Here is a 19,720-nt window from a genome sequence, read left to right as displayed (position 1 = left end):
GTTCATGATCATTCTCAGGCATCCCCGAGTTCTCGGTCGATGACGTCGAAGAGTTCGTCGACCGACACGCCGTCGAGGTCGTCGTCCAGGGCGTCGTCGTCCACGGCCGCCTGGCCACCGGACGTGGCACCGGCCTGGCTCAGCTTCGCCAGCATGGACTGGAGTCGGACCACGGCCCTGGCACGCGCCATGTCGTCCTCCGGGAGTGCGGAGAGCACGGACTCGAGGTGGTCGATCTCCGCGGGCAGCGCGTTCTCCGGCGCGCTCTCGTCCGGCGCCAGCTCTGCCAGGAGGTGGCGCGCGAGCGCGGCGGGGGAGGCGTAGTCGAACAGGGCGGTGGACGGCAGCCGTAGACCGCTCGCCGTGTTCAGGCGGTTGCGCAGTTCCACTGCCGTGAGTGAGTCCAGGCCCATCTCGAAGAAGCCGCGCTCGGTATCGATGCCGGTCTGGGCACCGTATCCGAGCACCGTGGCCGTGTGCTTCCGGATCAGGTCGAGCAGCGCCGACTCCCGTTCGGCCACCGGAAGAGCGGCCAAGGTCTCGGCGAGTGCCGCCGCCGGCTCGGCGGGACCGTCCGCGGAAGGGTGCTCTACGGTCCGGTACAGCTCCCGCACTTCGGCGATCTCGCCGAAGAGCGCGCTGTTCCGGGAGCCGCTCAGCTCCTTACCGAACCGCGACCAGTCGACGTCCGTGATCACCGGGCAGGTATCGGAGGCACCGATTGCCTGCTCCAACGCCTTGACGGCCAGCCCGGGCTCCATGGGCGGCAGACCGAACCGCTCCATACGACCGCTGACGAGGTCGTTGTCAGCCGCCATGCCGTTTTCGGCCCAGGGGCCCCACGCGATCGAGGTCGCCGGCAACCCCTCAGCCCGCCGCACCTCCGCCAACGCATCCAAGTACGCGTTCGCTGCCGCGTAGTTACCCTGACCCGCACCACCCACGGTCGCCGAGAACGACGAGAACAACACGAACGCCGACAGACCCGCGTCCCGCGTCAACTCATGCAGATGCCGGGCACCCTCCGCCTTCGCCCACAACACCCGCTCGAACCGCTCCACCGACAACCCGTCCAGCACACCGTCGTCCAGCACACCCGCCGCATGCACCACCGCCGTCAACGGCACCTCGGCCGGCACACCAGCCAACAACGCGGCCACCGCACCACGATCACCGATGTCACAAGCCACCACCGACAACCGCGACCCCAACCCCGCAATCTCGGACTGAAGTTCCTCCACACCATCAGCCGCAGGACCACGCCGCGACGCCAGCACCACATGCTCGGCACCCGCCTGAGCCAGCCACCGCGCCACATGCCGGCCCACACCACCGGTACCACCGGTCACCAGCACCGTCCCCGACACCCGCCAAGAACCACCAGCGGACCCCGCAGCACGCACCACACGCCGGCCGAACACACCAGCAACCCGAACCGCGACCTCACCCTCACCCCCACCCGAGGCGAGCACACCCACCAGACGCCCCACCAACCGGGCATCCAGCACCTCAGGCAGATCGATCAGGCCACCCCAACGCTCAGTTCCCTCCGTACTGGCGACCCGCCCGAGACCCCACACCGGGACCTGGTCGAGGTCGGTCACACGCTCGGAGTCGGTGACCGCGACAGCGCCTCGGGTCACGCACCACAAGGGAGCCTCGACACCCACATCACCCAGCGCCTGAACCAGGCCGAGCGTGGCCGCCAACCCCACAGGCACAGACGGGAATGCCGCGTCCCGACCCGATGCCAGTGCGAGCAGCGACATCACGCCCGCGAGTTCGGTTTCACCCGCGAGCACCTCACGCAACCGCTCCGCCACCCGCTCGCGACCGAACTCCTCCACACCCAGTTCCAGCACCACCGGCCGGGCACCACCACGAGTCAGACCCGACAGGCACTCACCGACCCAGGCATCACCAGCAGACCCAGCCGGCACCACCACCAGCCACGCCCCCGACAACACACCGGAGGCACCGGACAACGGCGACCACGTCACGCGATAACGCCAGCCATCGACCGCCGACCTCTCACGGTCCCGACGACGCCAAGCCGACAACGCGGGCAGCACCGCCGTCAGCGACTCGTCCCCCGGCAGCGCCAGCAGATCCGCCAGCTCGGAGGCATCCCCGCGCTCCACCGCCTCCCAGAATCCGGAATCAGCGGCCTCCGGCACGTCGAAGGAGGTTCCCGACTCGGACTGTTCCAGCTGGACCCAGTACCGGTCTCGTTGGAAGGCGTAGGTGGGCAGCTCCACCTGCCGGGGACCGTACGGCGCGAGGTAGGCGGCCCAGTCCACGTCCTGGCCCTGGACGTAGACCCGCGCCAACGCCTCCAACAGCGAGCCGACGTCGTCCCGGTCCTTACGCAGCACCGGTGCGAACGACACGTCGGCAGCAGTTTCCTGCCCCATGCCGGACAGGACACCGTCCGGACCCAGCTCCAGGCACACGGACACGTTCTGGGTGGTCAGCTGGGTGACGCCGTCGGCGAAACGGACCGCCTCCCGCACATGCCGCACCCAGTACTCCGGGTCACACACCTCACCGGCACCGGCAAGCTCACCCGTCAGGTTCGACACCAACGCGATCCGTGGAGCGCTGTAGGTCAGCCGCTCGGCCACCTGCCGGAACTCGGCCAGCATCGGCTCCATCAACGGCGAGTGGAACGCGTGTGACACCCGCAGCCGGCGTACTCGCCGCCCCTCGGGCCGCCACACCTGCTCCAGCTCCGCGACAACCGCTTCAGCCCCGGAAACCACCACAGCCGACGGACCGTTGACCGCAGCCACGTCCACCTCGGCACGCCCCGCCAACACAGCCCGGACAGACGCCTCGTCCGCCTCCACCGCGAGCATCGCCCCACCCGACGGCAGTGCCTGCATCAAACGGCCGCGCGCCGCCACCAACACACACGCATCCTCCAGCGACCACACCCCCGCCACGAACGCCGCAGCGACCTCACCGATCGAATGCCCACCCACCACATCAGGCGTCACACCCCACGACGAGAGCAGACGGTAAAGCGCAACCTCCAACGCGAACAGACCACACTGCGTATAAGCCGTCGCATCCAACGCCTCGCCGTCCCCGAAGACGACCTCACGCAACGGACGCTCCAACAACGCGTCGAACCGCCCGCACACCTCATCAAAGGCCTCGGCGAACACCGGGAACGCCTCATACAGCCCCCGGCCCATACCCACACGCTGACTGCCCTGCCCGGAGAAAAGCACCGCCAGCTTCCCCGACGCCACCTGCCCCCGCACCACACCAGCAGCCGGCTCACCCGCCACCAACGCAGCCAAACCAGCCTCAAAACCAGCCCGCTCACCCGCCAGCACCACAGCCCGATGCTCAAACGCCGAACGTCCCGTCGCCAGGGAGTATCCGACATCCACCGGCGACAACTCGGCGACAGAAGCAGCCAGCTGTGCGGCCTGCCCCCGCAGCGCGGCCTCGGACTTCGCCGACACCACCCACGGCACCAACGACGGCGCCACGACACTCCCGGCCGGCTCCTGATCCGCATCCGAAACCGGAGCCGGGGCCGACGCCGGAGCGGAAGCCGAGTCCGGAGCCTGCTCGAGGATCACGTGGGCGTTCGTGCCACTGATACCGAACGACGACACACCCGCACGCCTGGCCTGACCACTCTCCGGCCACGCCACGGATTCCGTCAGCAGCTCGACGGCACCCGCCGACCAGTCCACATGCGGCGACGGCTCATCCACGTGCAGCGTCCGCGGCAGCACACCATGCCGCATCGCCAGCACCATCTTCATCACACCAGCCACACCGGCCGCCGCCTGCGTGTGACCGATGTTCGACTTGATCGAACCCAGCCACAGCGGACGGTCCTCCGGCCGGTCCTGGCCGTACGTCGCCAACAGCGCCTGCGCCTCGATCGGGTCACCCAGCTTCGTACCCGTACCGTGCGCCTCCACCACATCCACCTGGTCGGTGGAGAGACCCGCACTCGCCAGCGCGGAACGGATCACCCGCTGCTGTGCCGGACCGTTCGGCGCGGACAGGCCGTTGCTCGCACCGTCCTGGTTCAGGGCCGAGCCCCGGACCACGGCGAGCACGGGGTGTCCGTTGCGACGCGCGTCGGACAGGCGCTCCAGCAGCAGCATGCCCACGCCCTCGGCCCAGCCGGTGCCGTCCGCGCCGGCCGCGAACGCCTTGCAGCGACCGTCGGGCGCGAGACCGCGCTGCCGGCTGAACTCCACGAAGGCGACGGGGCTGGCCATGACGGTCGCCCCGCCGGCGAGAGCGAGCGTGCACTCGCCCTGCCGCAGCGCCTGCGCCGCCCAGTGCAGGGCGACCAGCGACGACGAACACGCCGTGTCCACCGTCACCGCGGGACCCTCGAACCCGAACGTGTAGGAGATGCGGCCCGAGGCGACGCTGCCGGCATTGCCGGTCATCAGGTAACCCTCGGACGCCTCACCCGCTTGATGGACCAGGTCACCGTAGTCGTGGTAGGTCAGGCCGCAGAAGACGCCGGTCTGGCTGCCGCGCACCGACGCCGGGTCAATGCCCGCCCGCTCCAACGCCTCCCACGACGTCTCCAGCAGCAGCCGCTGCTGCGGGTCCATCGCCAACGCCTCACGCGGCGAGATACCGAAGAACCCCGGATCGAAATCACCCGCGTCGTAGAGGAAACCACCCTCACGGGCGTACGCCGTGCCCTTGTGCTCGGGATCCGGGTGGTACAGCGCCTCCAGGTCCCAGCCACGGTCGGTGGGCAGGCCGGACACCGCGTCACCGTCGTTGACGAGCAGCTGCCACAGCTCCTCGGGGGTGCGGACCCCGCCCGGGAAGCGGCAGCCCATGCCCACGATCGCGATGGGTTCGTCGTCGGGGAGGCGCCGTGCCGTCGCCGTAGCCGGGTTCGGCACGGCGGCCTGCTGCTCACCGTCCGCGGAGTCCGGGCCCAACAGCTCGCCGACGATGTGCCGGGCGGCCGCGGCCGGGGTCGGGTAGTCGAACACGAGCGTGGCCGAGAGCCGCAGGCCGGTCGCCGCGTTGAGCCGGTTGCGCAGCTCCACCGCCGTCAGGGAGTCGAAACCGAGGTCCTTGAAGGCACGCTCGACCGCGACCGCGTCCGTGTGGCCCAGGACGGCCGCCACGCTGTCGGCCACCAGCTCCAGCAACAGCGCTTCACGCTCGTCCGGTGTGAGACCCGCAAGGCGTCGCACGAGAGCGGGAGTTCCGTCGTCGCTGCCGGCCGACTCGATGACCCGGCGGGCCGGGGCTCCGATGAGGTGCCGCAGGATCGTGGGTACGGTGCCGGGCCGTGCGTTGGCGCGCAGTACGGCGACGTCCATGCGCGTCGGTACGAGGAGGGCCTCGTCCGTCGTGTGCGCCACGTCGAACAGTGCCAGTCCCTCGTCCCCGGACAGGGGCGTCATGCCGAAGCGAGCCATGCGAGCCATGTCGATCTCGCTCAGGTGGCCGGTCATCTCACTGCGTTCGGCCCAGAAGCCCCACGCCAGCGAGACCGCCGGCAGGCCGTGCGCCCGTCGGTGCGCTGCAAGGGCGTCCATGAACATGTTGGCGGCGGCGTAGTTGCCCTGGCCGGCCGCGCCGAACGTCGCCGCAGCGGAGGAGAACAGGACGAAGGCGGTCAGCCCCAGGTCCTGGGTGAGCTCGTGCAGATGCGCGGCGGCGTCGACCTTGGGCCGCAGTACGGCGTCCAGTCGTTCCGGCGTCAGCGACTCTATGAGGCCGTCGTCCAGGACACCCGCGGCGTGCACCACTCCACGCAGCGGGCGGTCCGCGGGAACCCGTGCCAGCAGGCCGGACAGCGCGACACGGTCCGTCACGTCGCACGCCTCGAACACCACCTCGGCACCCAACGCGCTGAGCTCGGCCGTGAGTTCGGCCGCGCCGGACATCTCGGGCCCGCGTCGCGAGGCAAGGATCACGCGCCTTACCCCGTGTTCGGCGACCAGGTGTCGCGCCACCAGGCGGCCCAGCACGCCGCTGGCGCCGGTGATCAGCACGGACCCGTCGGCGTCCCACACGGCCGGCGACACAGTGGGGGTGGCAGGAACCATCGCCCTGGCCAGGCGCGGGATGTACACCCGCCCCTCCCGCACGGCGATCTGCGACTCCCCGCCGGCGAGCACCGCCTCACGCATGGTGTCGGACACCTGCTGCCCGTCCAGGTCGAGCAGGACGAACCGGTCCGGGTGCTCGGCCTGCGCCGACCGCACCAGACCCCACACCGCCGCAGCCGCCAGATCGGTCACGTCCTCACCCGGCACGGCAGACACCGCTCCCCGGGTCACCACGACCAACCGCGACCCGGCCAACCGCTCCTCCGCCAGCCACGCCTGCAACGACTCCAGCGCGCGAAGCGTCACCGCCCGCACAACCGCCGGATCACCGATGCCGCCGACGGCCGGGGAGCCGGAGAGGAAGGGCAGCAACACGCTCGCGGGCGCGGCCCCGTCGGACATCGCGGCGTCGCGGATGCCGGCGTACACGTCCCTGTCCGCGTCGGCGATCCCGAGCAGACCACACAGCTGGGCGGCGTCGGGACCGACGACCGCGTGGCGGGCGCCGAGGTCCTCCACCGCGGCCATGGAGGCCGCCGGGACATCCACCCACTGCACCCGGAACAGCGACTCGTACGGCACCCGTCCCTGCCCGGCCATGTCGTCCGGTGTGACGCTTCGGGTCGTCACCGTCTCCGCGGTGGCCACCACCTGGCCGGTCTCGTCGGCCAGCAGCGCCGCGACACCGCCGCTCGTCTCCGGCGAGAGACGCACACGCAGCGTGGTCGCGCCGGTGGCGTACAAGGACACGCCGCTCCATGCGTGCGTGAGCGCGACCGCGCCTTCGGCCAGGTCGGCCGGGTTGCCGGGCGCAGGGTGGAGAGCGGCGTCCAGCAGCGCCGGATGCAGGCCGTAGCGTGCGGCGTCCGCGCACTGCTCCTCCGGCAGCGTCACCTCGGCGAAGATCTCCTCGCCCCGGCGCCATGCCTGCCGCAGCCCCTGGAAGGCGGGGCCACGGACGAGACCTACGCCCTCCTCGCCGTCCTCGTACAGTCCTGCCGCGTCAATCGGAACGGCTTCGGCCGGCGGCCACTCGACCAGCGCACGACTCGTCTCCGAAGCCGCTGGAGCACCCGTCGTCAGCACACCACGGGCGTGCAGGGTCCACGGGAAATCCGAGGCCCCTTCTTCGTGGCGTGAGTAGACGCTGACCGTACGGCGGCCGGAATCGTCCGGTCCGCTCACCGCGACCTGGAGCTGGACCGCGCCGCTGTCGGGCAGCGCGAGCGGCGCCTCCAGCGTCAGCTCGTCCAGCCGGTCACAGCCGACCTCGTCGCCCGCCCGCAATGCCAACTCCACGAAGACGGAGGAGGGGAGTATCACCGTGCCGTGGAGGGCGTGGTCCATCAGCCAGGGGTGCGACTGCGCCGAGAGCCGGCCGGTGAAGAGGTGCCCGCCGGTCTCCGGCAGGGTGACGGCCGCACCGAGCAGCGGGTGATCGGCGGACGAGAGGCCGGCCGATGAGACGTCACCCTGGCGGCCGAGGGTGGGTTCGATCCAGTACCGCTGGTGCTGGAAGGCGTAGGTGGGCAGGTCGACGCGCCGGGCGCCGGTGCCCTCGAACACCGCCGCCCAGTCGACGACCGCACCGCCGACGAACGCCTCCGCCACCGACGTGGCGAACCGCTCCGGACCACCCTCATCCCGACGCAGCGAACCGACAGCGGATATGGACGTGTCGAGGTGCTCCTCGGCGGTCTGCTCGATGCCCATCGTCAGCACCGGGTGCGCGCTGGACTCGATGAACAGCCGGAAACCGTCGTCCAGAAGGGCCCGTACCGTGTCGGCGAATCGGACCGTCTGACGCAGGTTGCTGTACCAGTAGCCCGCGTCCAGGCCGGTGGTGTCCAGCAGCTCAGCCGTCACCGTGGAGTAGAACGGCACCGAAGCGGCCTGCGGGTCGATCCCCGCCAGCTCACGCAGGAGTACGTCCTCTATCTCCTCGACATGCGCGCAGTGCGAGGCGTAGTCCACCGCGACCCGGCGAGCCCGCACACCCTCCGCCTCACAACCCGCGAGGAGTTCGTCCAGGGCGTCCGCGTCACCGGAAACGACCACCACCGACGGGCCGTTGACCGCCGCGACCGCCAGACGACCCTCCCACGCCGACAACCGCTCCTCGACGGCCTCCAGACCCAGGGAGACCGACACCATGCCACCGCGCCCGGACAGCGCCCGGATCGCCTTACTCCGCAGCGCCACCACCTTCGCCGCGTCCTGAAGCGACAGGGCACCGGCCACCACGGCAGCGGCGATCTCGCCCTGCGAATGACCGATCACGGCCGCGGGCTCGACACCGTAGGACCGCCACATCTCGGCCAGCGAGACCATCACAGCCCACAACACCGGCTGCACGACGTCGACCTGCTCCAGCCAGCCGTCACCACCGTCACCGCGCAGGATGTCCGTCAGCGACCAGTCCACGAACGGCGCGAGCGCAGCCGCGCACTCGCCGATCCGCCCCGCGAACACCGGCGAAGACTCCAGCAGGTCAGCGGCCATGCCCAGCCACTGCGAACCCTGACCCGGGAAGACGAACACGGCACGGCCGTCCGCACCGCTCGCGCTCCCCCGCACCACGCCCGCGGTCTCACGGCCCTCGGCCAGTGCCTCCAGCCCACCGACCAGATCACCCAGCACCACGGCCCGATGCTCGAACACCGAACGACCGCTCACCAGCGACAGACCGACATCGACCGGAGACAGCCCACCCACGGACGCCGCCAGCCGCTGCGCCTGACCCCGCAGCGCGGCCTCGGATTTCGCCGACACCACCCACGGCACCACCACCGGCGCCACGACAGCCTCAGTCGGCTCCTCCTCCGGAACGGAAACAGGAGCCTGCTCCAGGATCACGTGCGCGTTGGTACCGCTCACGCCGAACGCCGACACACCCGCCCGGCGCGGTTCCTCGGTCTCCGGCCACGACGTGGCCTCGGTCAGCAGCCGCAGGTTACCGGCCGACCAGTCCACGTGCGGTGACGGCTCGTCGACGTGCAGCGTCCGCGGCAGGAAGCCGTTCCGCATCGCGAGGACCATCTTGATGATCCCTGCGACGCCGGCCGCCGCCTGCGTGTGGCCGATGTTGGACTTGATCGAGCCCAGCAGCAGCGGACGGTCCTCCGGCCGGTCCTGGCCGTACGTCGCGAGCAGCGCCTGCGCCTCGATCGGGTCACCCAGCTTCGTACCCGTACCGTGCGCCTCCACCACATCCACCTGACCGGTGGTAAGACCCGCACTCGCCAGCGCGGAACGAATCACCCGCTGCTGCGACGGCCCGTTAGGCGCCGTGAGACCGTTGCTCGCGCCATCCTGGTTGACGGCCGAACCACGCACCACCGCCAGCACCCGGTGACCGTTGCGCTCGGCGTCCGACAACCGCTCCAGCAGCAGCAGGCCAACACCCTCACCCCAGCCGGTGCCGTCCGCACCGGCCGCGAACGCCTTGCAACGGCCATCCGGAGCAAGACCCCGCTGCCGACTGAACTCCACGAAACCGCGCGGCGAGACCATCAGCGAGACACCGCCGACGATCGCGCGGGAGCACTCGCCCTGACGTAGGGACTGCGCGGCCAGGTGCAGAGCGACCAGCGACGACGAGCACGCCGTGTCCACGCTGACCGCGGGCCCTTCGAGACCGAAGGTGTAGGAGATACGGCCTGAGACCACACTGGCCGCGTTGCCCGTGGCGACATAGCCCTCGGTCACGTCCGGTCCCTGGTCGACGAGGGAGACGTACTCCTGGCCGTTCGTGCCGATGAAGACACCCGTCCGGCTGCCGCGCACGGCCTCGGGGTCGATGCCGGCCCGCTCCCACAGCTCCCAGGCGGTCTCCAGCAGCAGTCGCTGCTGCGGGTCCATCGCCAGCGCCTCACGCGGCGAGATGCCGAAGAAGTCGGCGTCGAACCCGCTCACTTCCGACAGGAAGGCGCCTTCGCGGACGTAGCTCTTGCCGAGCGCGTCCGGGTCGGCGTCGTACAGACCGTCGAGGTCCCAGCCGCGGTCGGTCGGGAAGTCCGAGATCGCGTCCTTGCCGGCGGCGAGCAGGTCCCACAGTTCTTCCGCGGTCTCCACGCCTCCTGGGAAGCGGCAGCTCATGGCGACGATCGCCAGGGGTTCCTCGGCGGCGGCCACCACGGCGGAGGGCGCCGGGGCGACTTCCTCGTCCGGCGAGCCGAGCAGTTCGGTGAGCAGGTGGTCGGCCAGGGCTGCCGGGGTGGGGTAGTCGAAGACCAGCGTGGCCGACAGCTGCATGTCGGTGGCTTCCGTGAGCCGGTTGCGCAGGTTGACGGCCGTGAGGGAGTCGAAGCCGATCTCCGTGAATGCGCGGCCGGGCGCGATCGCGTCGGCTCCGGCGTACCCGAGTACGGCGGCCACGTGCGCTCGTACGAGTTCCAGCACCACCCTGCGCTGCTCGGCCTCGGGCAGTCCGGTCAGTTTCCGTACGAGAGCGGACGTCTCCTCGGCGTCGGGGGTGTCCGCCGCAGCGGCTCCGGCCGCCTCGGTCACCCGGGCGAATTCCGGGATCTCGCTGAGCGTGCGGGACAGCTGCCGGGCTTCAAAGGTGCCGGCGAAGTGCTTCCAGTCGGCGTCCACGAGGGCGACGGCGGTGTCCCCCAGGACGAGGGCTCGTTCCAGGGCCTTCACGGCAAGGTCCGGGCTCATCGGGAGCATGCCGGTACGCCGGAGGGTACGGCTGACCTCGGCACTGCTGACAGCCATGCCGTTTTCGGCCCAGGGGCCCCACGCGATCGAGGTCGCCGGCAACCCCTCAGCCCGCCGCACCTCCGCCAACGCATCCAAGTACGCGTTCGCCGCCGCGTAGTTACCCTGACCCGCACCACCCACGGTCGCCGAGAACGACGAGAACAACACGAACGCCGACAGACCCGCATCCCGCGTCAACTCATGCAGATGCCGGGCACCCTCCGCCTTCGCCCACAACACCCGCTCGAACCGCTCCACCGACAACCCGTCCAGCACACCGTCGTCCAGCACACCCGCCGCATGCACCACCGCCGTCAACGGCACCTCGGCCGGCACACCAGCCAACAACGCGGCCACCGCACCACGATCACCGATGTCACAAGCCACCACCGACAACCGCGACCCCAACCCCGCAACCTCGGACTGAAGCTCCTCCACACCATCAGCCGCAGGACCACGCCGCGACGCCAGCACCACATGCTCGGCACCCGCCTGAGCCAGCCACCGCGCCACATGCCGGCCCACACCACCGGTACCACCGGTCACCAGCACCGTCCCCGACACCCGCCAAGAACCATCACCGGACCCCGCAGCACGAACCACACGCCGGCCGAACACACCAGCAACCCGAACAGCGACCTCACCCTCACCCCCACCCGAGGCGAGCACACCCACCAGACGCCCCACCAACCGGGCATCCACCACCTCAGGCAGATCGATCAGGCCACCCCAACGACCAGCCAACTCCAGACCAGCCACCCGCCCCAGACCCCACACCGGGGCCTGGTCCAGGTCGGCCACACGCTCGGAACCGGAGACAGCGACCGCACCCCGCGTCACACACCACAACGGAGCCTCGACACCCACATCACCCAGCGCCTGAACCAGACCGAGCGTCAGAGCGACTCCCACAGGCACCGACGCGAACGACGCGTCCCGACCCGACGCCAACGCGAGCAGCGAGACCACACCCGCAAACCCGACCCCGCCGTCCAACACACCACGCAGCCGCTCGGCAATCAGCTCGCGACCAGACCCATCCGACTCCAGCTCCAGCACCACCGGCCGGGCACCACCACGAGCCAGACCCGCAACACACTCACCGACCCAGGCATCACCAGCAAACCCAGCCGGCACCACCACCAGCCACGCACCCGACAACACACCAGAAACATCAGCCAACGGCGACCAGGCAACGCGATAACGCCAGCCATCGACCGCCGACCTCTCACGGTCCCGACGACGCCAAGCCGACAACGCGGGCAGCACCGCCGTCAGCGACTCGTCCCCCGGCAGCGCCAGCAGATCCGCCAGCTCGGAGGCATCCCCACGCTCCACCGCCTCCCAGAAACCGGAATCAACCGCCTCGGGGATGTCATCGCCGGCCTCCGGGACCGACGCCATCCAGTATCGGTCTCGTTGGAAGGCGTAGGTGGGCAGCTCCACCTGCCGGGGACCGTACGGCGCGAGGTAGGCGGCCCAGTCCACGTCCTGGCCCTGGACATAGACCCGCGCCAACGCCTCCAACAGCGAGCCGACGTCGTCCCGGTCCTTACGCAGCACCGGCGCGAACGACACGTCGGCAGCAGTTTCCTGCCCCATGCCGGACAGGACACCGTCCGGGCCCAGCTCCAGGCACACGGACACGTTCTGGGTGGTCAGCTGGGTGACGCCGTCGGCGAAACGGACCGCCTCCCGCACATGCCGCACCCAGTACTCCGGATCACACACCTCACCCGCACCGGCAAGCTCACCCGTCAGGTTCGATACCACCGCAATCCGCGGAGCGTTGTACGACAACCCGGCCGCGACCTGCCGGAACTCGGCCAGCATCGGCTCCATCAACGGCGAGTGGAACGCATGCGACACCCGCAGCTTCCGGGTCTTCACACCCTGCTGCTCCAACCGCGACACCACCACGGCCACCGCAGCCTCAGCACCCGAAATCACCACCGAGGACGGACCGTTGACCGCAGCCACGCCCACCTCACCGTGACCGTCCAACAACGGCAGGACATCGGCCTCCGACGCCCGCACCGACACCATCACACCACCCGACGGCAGCGCCTGCATCAAACGGCCGCGCGCCGCCACCAACGCACACGCATCCTCAAGCGACCACACACCCGCCACGAACGCCGCAGCGACCTCACCGATCGAATGCCCACCCACCACATCAGGCGTCACACCCCACGACGAGAGCAGACGGTAAAGCGCAACCTCCAACGCGAACAGACCACACTGCGTATAAACCGTCGCATCCAACGCCTCGCCGTCCCCGAAGACGACCTCACGCAACGAACGCTCCAACAACGCGTCGAACCGCCCGCACACCTCATCAAAGGCATCGGCGAACACCGGGAACGCCTCATACAGCCCCCGGCCCATACCCACACGCTGACTGCCCTGCCCGGAGAAAAGCACCGCCAGCTTCCCCGACGCCACCTGCCCCCGCACCACACCAGCAGCCGGCTCACCCGCCACCAACGCAGCCAAACCAGCCTCAAAACCAGCCCGCTCACCCGCCAGCACCACAGCCCGATGCTCGAACACCGAACGTCCCGCCGCGAGCGAGAACGCCACGTCAACGGGCGCGAGTTCCGGACGCTCCCCGACGAACGACACCAGTCGCTCCGACTGAGCCCGCAGCGCACTCTCCGAACGGCCCGACACCACCCACGGCAGCACCAACGGCTGTTCGGCGTCCCGGGCCGGCTCCTCCTCCGAAGCCGGAGCCGAAACCGAATCCGAAACCGGAGCCGGAGCCGACGCCGGAGCGGAAGCCGAGTCCGGAGCCTGCTCGAGGATCACGTGGGCGTTCGTGCCACTGATACCGAACGACGACACACCCGCACGCCTGGCCTGACCACTCTCCGGCCACGCGACCGACTCGGTCAGCAGCTCGACGGCACCCGCCGACCAGTCCACATGCGGCGACGGCTCATCCACGTGCAGCGTCCGCGGCAGCACACCATGCCGCATCGCCAGCACCATCTTCATCACACCGGCGACACCCGAAGCCGCTTGCGTGTGACCGATGTTGGACTTCACCGAGCCCAGCAGCAGCGGACGGTCCTCCGGCCGGTCCTGGCCATACGTCGCCAACAGCGCCTGCGCCTCGATCGGGTCACCCAGCTTCGTACCCGTACCGTGCGCCTCCACCACATCCACCTGACCGGTGGACAGACCCGCACTCGCCAGCGCGGAACGGATCACCCGCTGCTGCGAGGGACCGTTAGGCGCCGTGAGACCGTTGCTCGCGCCATCCTGGTTGACGGCCGAACCACGCACCACCGCCAGCACCCGGTGACCGTTGCGCTTGGCGTCCGACAGCCGCTCCAGCAGCAGCACACCGATGCCCTCGGCGAGTCCCATGCCGTCGGCTCCCGCCGCGAACGCCTTGCAGCGGCCGTCGGCGGCGAGCCCGCGCTGCCGGCTGAAGGCGATGAACGCGCTGGGGTTGGGCATGACCGCGACACCGCCGGCGAGGGCGAGCGTGCACTCGCCCTGCCGCAGCGACTGCACCGCCAGGTGCAGCGCCACCAGCGACGACGAACACGCCGTGTCCACCGTCACCGCGGGACCCTCGAACCCGAAGGAGTAGGCGACGCGACCCGTCACGACGCTGGCGGCGTTGCCCGTCATCAGATGGCCTTCGGAGCCGGCCGGTGCCTCGTGCACGCGCGGCCCGTACTCCTGGTAGTTGTTGCCGATGAAGACGCCGGTGCGGCTGCCGCGCAGGGACAGCGCGGGCACGCCGAGGCGTTCGAATGCCTCCCAGGAGGTTTCCAGCAGCAGCCGCTGCTGGGGGTCCATCGCGGCCGCCTCACGCGGCGAGATCCCGAAGAACGCGGGATCGAACTGGGCGGCGTCGTAGAGGAAGCCGCCCTCGCGCACGTACGTCTTGCCCGGGGCGTCGGGGTCGGGGTCGTAGATGCCTTCGATGTCCCAGCCCCGGTCGGTGGGCAGTCCGCCGATCGCGTCCCCGTCGGACATGATCAGCTGCCACAGCTCCTCCGGGGATGTCACCCCACCGGGGTAGCGGCAGCTCATCGCGACGATCGCGACGGGATCGTCGTCGGTCGCGGGCGACCCGGCCGCGATGGTGCCGGCCGACGACACGGCGTCCGCGCCGTCGGCCGTCGCCGCCTCGCCGCGGAAGAGCTGCTGCTGGATGTGGTCGCCGAGTACGGCGCTGTTGGGGTAGTCGAAGATCAGGGTGGCGGGCAGCCGCAGCCCGGTGGCCGTGTTCAGCCGGTTGCGCAGCTCCACCGCCGTCAGGGAGTCGAATCCGAGCTCCTTGAAGGCACGTTCGGAGTCGAGGGTGTCCGGGGTGGCGTGTCCCAGGACGGCCGCGACCTGCTCGTGGACGAGGTCGAGGACGGCGTGTGCGCGTTCACCGGGTGTCAGGGCGGCCAGCCGCTGCTGGAGCGGCGAGGCCCCTTCGGTCTCGGAGCCGGCACTGTTCCGGGGACCGGCGGCGCTCTCCTGCTGGATGCGTCGCGCCTCGGGAAGCTCTGCCAGCAAGGGGCTGGGGCGGGCCGAGGTGAAGACCGGGATGAAGTTCTCCCAGTCGATGTCGGCGATCGCCAGGTGCGTCTGGTCGTGGTCGAGTGTCTGCTGGAGCGCGGCGATGCCGAGGTCGACGTCCATGAAGCGCAGTCCGCGGCGGCGCAGTTGGTCCAGGTCGAGAGCCTCGGGCGCGTTGTCGCCGACCGCGTCCCACACGCCCCAGGCCACCGACGTGGCCGTCAGACCGTTCGCCCGGCGGCGTTCGGCGAGCGCGTCGAGGTAGGCGTTGGCCGCCGCGTAGGCGCCGTGGTCGCCGACGCCCCATACGGAGGAGACGGAGGAGAACAGGACGAACGCGTCGAGCGGGGTGTCGCCCAGCAGCGCGTCGAGGTGTGCGGCGCCGGCGGCCTTGGCGTTCATGACGTCGGCGAACTCGGCCGCCGTCGTCTCGGCCAGCGAGGCCAGCTCGATGTAGGCGGCGCCGTGGATGACGGCGGTGAGGGGGCAGTCCTCCGGTACGGACGCGAGGACGCCCGCCACCGCGTCGCGGTCCGCGACGTCGCAGGCGGTGATGGTGACCCGGGTGCCGAGCGCGGCGAGTTCGGCGACCAGGGCGTCCGCCCCGGGCGCGGCGGGCCCACGGCGGCTCGTGAGGATGAGGTGCTCGGCCCCGTTACGGGCCAGCCACCGCGCGAGGTGAGTGCCGAGGGCGCCGGTGCCGCCGGTGACGAGGACCGTGCCCCGTGGCTTCCAGGTACGGCCGGGACGGGTGTCGCCCAGCGGTGCGGGCTCCAGTCGGCGCCGCATGACCCCGGAAGCCCGGACGGCCACCTGGTCCTCGGAGTCGGCGCCCGCGAGGACGCCCGCGAGCCGTGTGCGGGCCCGCCCGTCCAGTGTCGCGGGCAGGTCGACGAGACCGCCCCAGCTGTCCGGGTACTCCACGGCGGCCACGCGGCCCATGCCCCACACCGTGGCCTGTGCCGGGCTGGCCAGCGGGTCGGCGCTGCCGGTGGACACCGCGCCCCGCGTGGCACACCACAGACGCGCCCCGGTGCCGAGGTCGCCCAGGGCCTGGATCAGGCTCAGGGTGAGGACCAGGCCGGTGCTGGTGACGGGGTGCGCGGGGTACGGCGTCTCGTCCAGCGCCAGCAGCGACAGCACGCCGGCCGGGGCGTGGCCCTCGGTGGCCTCGCGCAGCCGCTGCGCCAGCACGGCGCGGTCGGCGTCGGCGCCGTCCAGGGCGAGGGTGACGACGTCGGTGCCGTGCTCCTCCAGCGCCCGGCGGACGTCGGTCACGAGCGGGTCGGTGCCGCACGCGTCCGGAGTGACCAGGAGCCATGTGCCCGCGAGCGAGGGCACCGCCGTGCCGGGGGTACGGCGCCACACCGCGCGGTAACGCCACGCGTCCACGGTCGACTCGGAGCGCCGCTGTCGCCGCCACTGCGCGAGGGCGGGCAGGACGGCGTCGAGGGACTCCTGCTGTTCGAGGGAGTCGACGCGCAGCGTGGCCGCGAGCGCCTCGCCGTCCTCCCGCTCGACCGCGTCCCAGAAGATCGCGTCCGTACGGTCACCGGCCGCCATGCCGTGCCCGAGCGGACCTGTCCTCGTGGCCTCCAGCCAGTAACGCTGGTGCTGGAAGGCGTACGTCGGCAGCTCGACACGTCGAGCACCCGTGCCCTCGAACACCGCCGCCCAGTCGACGACCGCACCGCCGACGAACGCCTCCGCCAGCGACGCGACGAACCGCTCCGGACCACCCTCGTCACGACGCAGCGAACCCACCGTCGTGACGGGCGTGTTGAGGTGCTCCTCGGCGGTCTGCTCGATGCCCATCGTCAGCACCGGGTGCGCGCTGGACTCGATGAACAGCCGGAAACCGTCATCGAGGAGGGCACGCACCGTGTCGGCGAAACGGACCGTCTGACGGAGGTTGCGATACCAGTAGCCCGCGTCCAGGCCGGTGGTGTCCAGCACCTCAGCCGTCACCGTGGAGTAGAACGGCACCGAAGCGGCCTGCGGGTCGATCCCCGCCAGCTCACGCAGGAGTACGTCCTCGATCTCCTCGACATGCGCGCAGTGCGAGGCGTAGTCCACCGCGACCCGGCGAGCCCGCACACCCTCCGCCTCACAACCCGCGAGGAGTTCGTCCAGGGCGTCCGCGTCACCGGAAACGACCACCACAGAGGGGCCGTTGACCGCCGCGACCGCCAGACGACCCTCCCACGCCGACAACCGCTCCTCGACGGCCTCCAGACCCAGGGAGACGGACACCATGCCACCGCGTCCCGACAGCGCCCGGATCGCCTTGCTCCGCAGAGCCACGACCTTCGCCGCGTCCTCAAGCGACAGGGCACCAGCAACCACGGCAGCGGCGATCTCACCCTGCGAATGACCGATCACCGCGGCCGGCTCCACACCGTAGGACCGCCACACCTCGGCCAACGACACCATCACAGCCCACAACACCGGCTGCACGACATCGACCTGCTCCAGCCAGCCCTCACCACCGTCACCGCGCAGGACGTCGCTCAGCGACCAGTCCACGAACGGCGCGAGCGCAGCCGCACACTCACCGACCCGCTGCGCGAACACCGGCGAAGACTCCAGCAGCTCGGCCGCCATGCCCAGCCACTGCGAACCCTGACCGGGGAACACGAAGGCGACCCCGGTGCCGCGTCGGACGGTGCCCTCGACGAGGGCGGTGGTGGTCCGGCCGGTGACGTACGACTGGAGTTCCCGTATCGCCGCGGTGCGGTCGGGGGCCAGGACGACGGCGCGGTGGTCGAAGGCGGTCCGGGTGGTGGCGAGGGAGAGGGCGGTGTCGGCGCCGGTCGCCTCGGGGTGGGCCTCGGCGTGCTCCAGGAGGTGCGCGGCCTGGGCACGCAGTGCGGTGGCGGACTTGGCCGACAGGACCCAAGGGACGGTCGGCAGCGCGGTCGGTGCCGGGGTTTCCCGGGCGTCCGGGGTGTCCGGGGTGTCCTCGCCGGTGTCGGCCTGCGGGGCGGGGGGCTCTTCGATGATGGCGTGGGCGTTGGTTCCGCTGATGCCGAAGGAGGACACGCCGAACCGGCGCGGTTCCTCCGCCTCGGGCCACGGGGTGGTCTCGGTCAGCAGCTCGACGGCTCCGGCCGACCAGTCCACGTGCGGTGAGGGCTCGTCCACGTGCAGGGTGCGTGGGAGCACACCGTGCCGCATGGCCAGCACCATCTTCATCAGCCCGGCTACACCGGCCGCGGCCTGCGTGTGCCCGATGTTGGACTTGACGGAGCCGAGCAACAGGGGCTTGTCCGCGGGGCGTTCACGGCCGTAGGTGGCCAGGAGGGCCTGCGCCTCGATGGGGTCGCCGAGCTTCGTGCCGGTGCCGTGCGCCTCGACGGCGGCGATCTGGGCGGGGGAGAGTCCGGCGTCCGCCAGGGCGGCACGGATCACGCGCTGCTGGGAGGGACCGTTGGGGGCGGACAGTCCGCTGCTGGCGCCGTCCTGGTTGATGGCCGTACCGCGTACGACGGCCAGCACCGGGTGTCCGTTGCGGCGGGCGTCGGAGAGGCGCTCCAGGAGGAGCATGCCTGCGCCCTCGGCCGGGGCGAAGCCGTCGGCCGCGGCGGCGAACGGCTTGCAACGTCCGTCGGGGGCGAGCCCGCGCTGGCGGCTGAAGCCGATGAAGGTGCCGGGGGTGGCCATCACCGTGACACCGCCGGCGAGAGCGAGGGTGCACTCGCCGCGGCGCAGCGCCTGCACGGCGAGGTGCAGGGCGACCAGGGAGGAGGAGCACGCGGTGTCCACCGTGACGGCGGGGCCCTCCAGGCCGAGGGTGTAGGCGACGCGGCCGGACACCACGCTGATGGCGCTGCCGGTCACGAGGTGGCCCTCGACGCCGTCGGCGGCCTCGTGGACGCGCGGGCCGTAGTCGGGTGCGACGGCGCCGGCGAAGACACCGGCCTGGCTTCCCTTGAGCGAGGCCGGGTCGATACCGGCGCGCTCGATGGCCTCCCAGGCGGTCTCCAGCAGCAGGCGCTGCTGCGGGTCCATCGCCGTCGCCTCACGCGGCGAGATGCCGAAGAAGTCGGCGTCGAAGTCACCGGCCTCGGCGAGGAAGCCGCCCTCGCGGGCGTATGTGGTGCCCGGCCGGTCGGGGTCGGGGTCGTAGACGGCGTCGGTGTCCCAGCCGCGGTCGGTGGGGAACGGCGTGATCGCGTCCTCCTCGCCGTACACCAGGCGCCACAGGTCCTCGGGGGCGCGGACGCCGCCGGGGAAGCGGCAGCCCATCCCGACGATCGCGATCGGCTCGTGGGCCGCCGCCTCCACTTCCTGCAGGCGGTTGCGGGTCTGATGCAGATCGGCCGTGACCCGACGGAGGTAACCGAGGAGCTTTTCTTGTTCCGACATCAGGACCTCACGTGCTTGGGAAGCTGGGCGTACAGCGGGAAGGACAG

At 70.9% G+C, this 19,720-nt stretch carries 1 protein-coding gene; it reads right to left on the bottom strand.

What is annotated here, in order from left to right; translation table 11 throughout:
• Positions 1-14 precede the first annotated feature (14 nt).
• Positions 15-19,673 (bottom strand): type I polyketide synthase, encoded by a 19,659-nt coding sequence (locus ACIGYR_RS03115; protein ID WP_399605307.1) that lies wholly within the window; start codon positions 19,671-19,673, stop codon positions 15-17.
• Positions 19,674-19,720 lie beyond the last annotated feature (47 nt).

It is taken from the genome of Streptomyces sp. NPDC053076 (assembly GCF_044546845.1).
Taxonomy (GTDB): domain Bacteria; phylum Actinomycetota; class Actinomycetes; order Streptomycetales; family Streptomycetaceae; genus Streptomyces.
The sequence above is the reverse complement of the archived record's forward strand: the minus strand, read 5'-3'. Positions and strand labels throughout refer to the sequence as shown.

Coding starts and splice junctions, on each gene's coding strand:
- ACIGYR_RS03115 (WP_399605307.1), bottom strand. CDS start 19,673: ATGTCGGAACAAGAAAAGCTCCTCGGTTACCTCCGTCGGGTCACGGCC.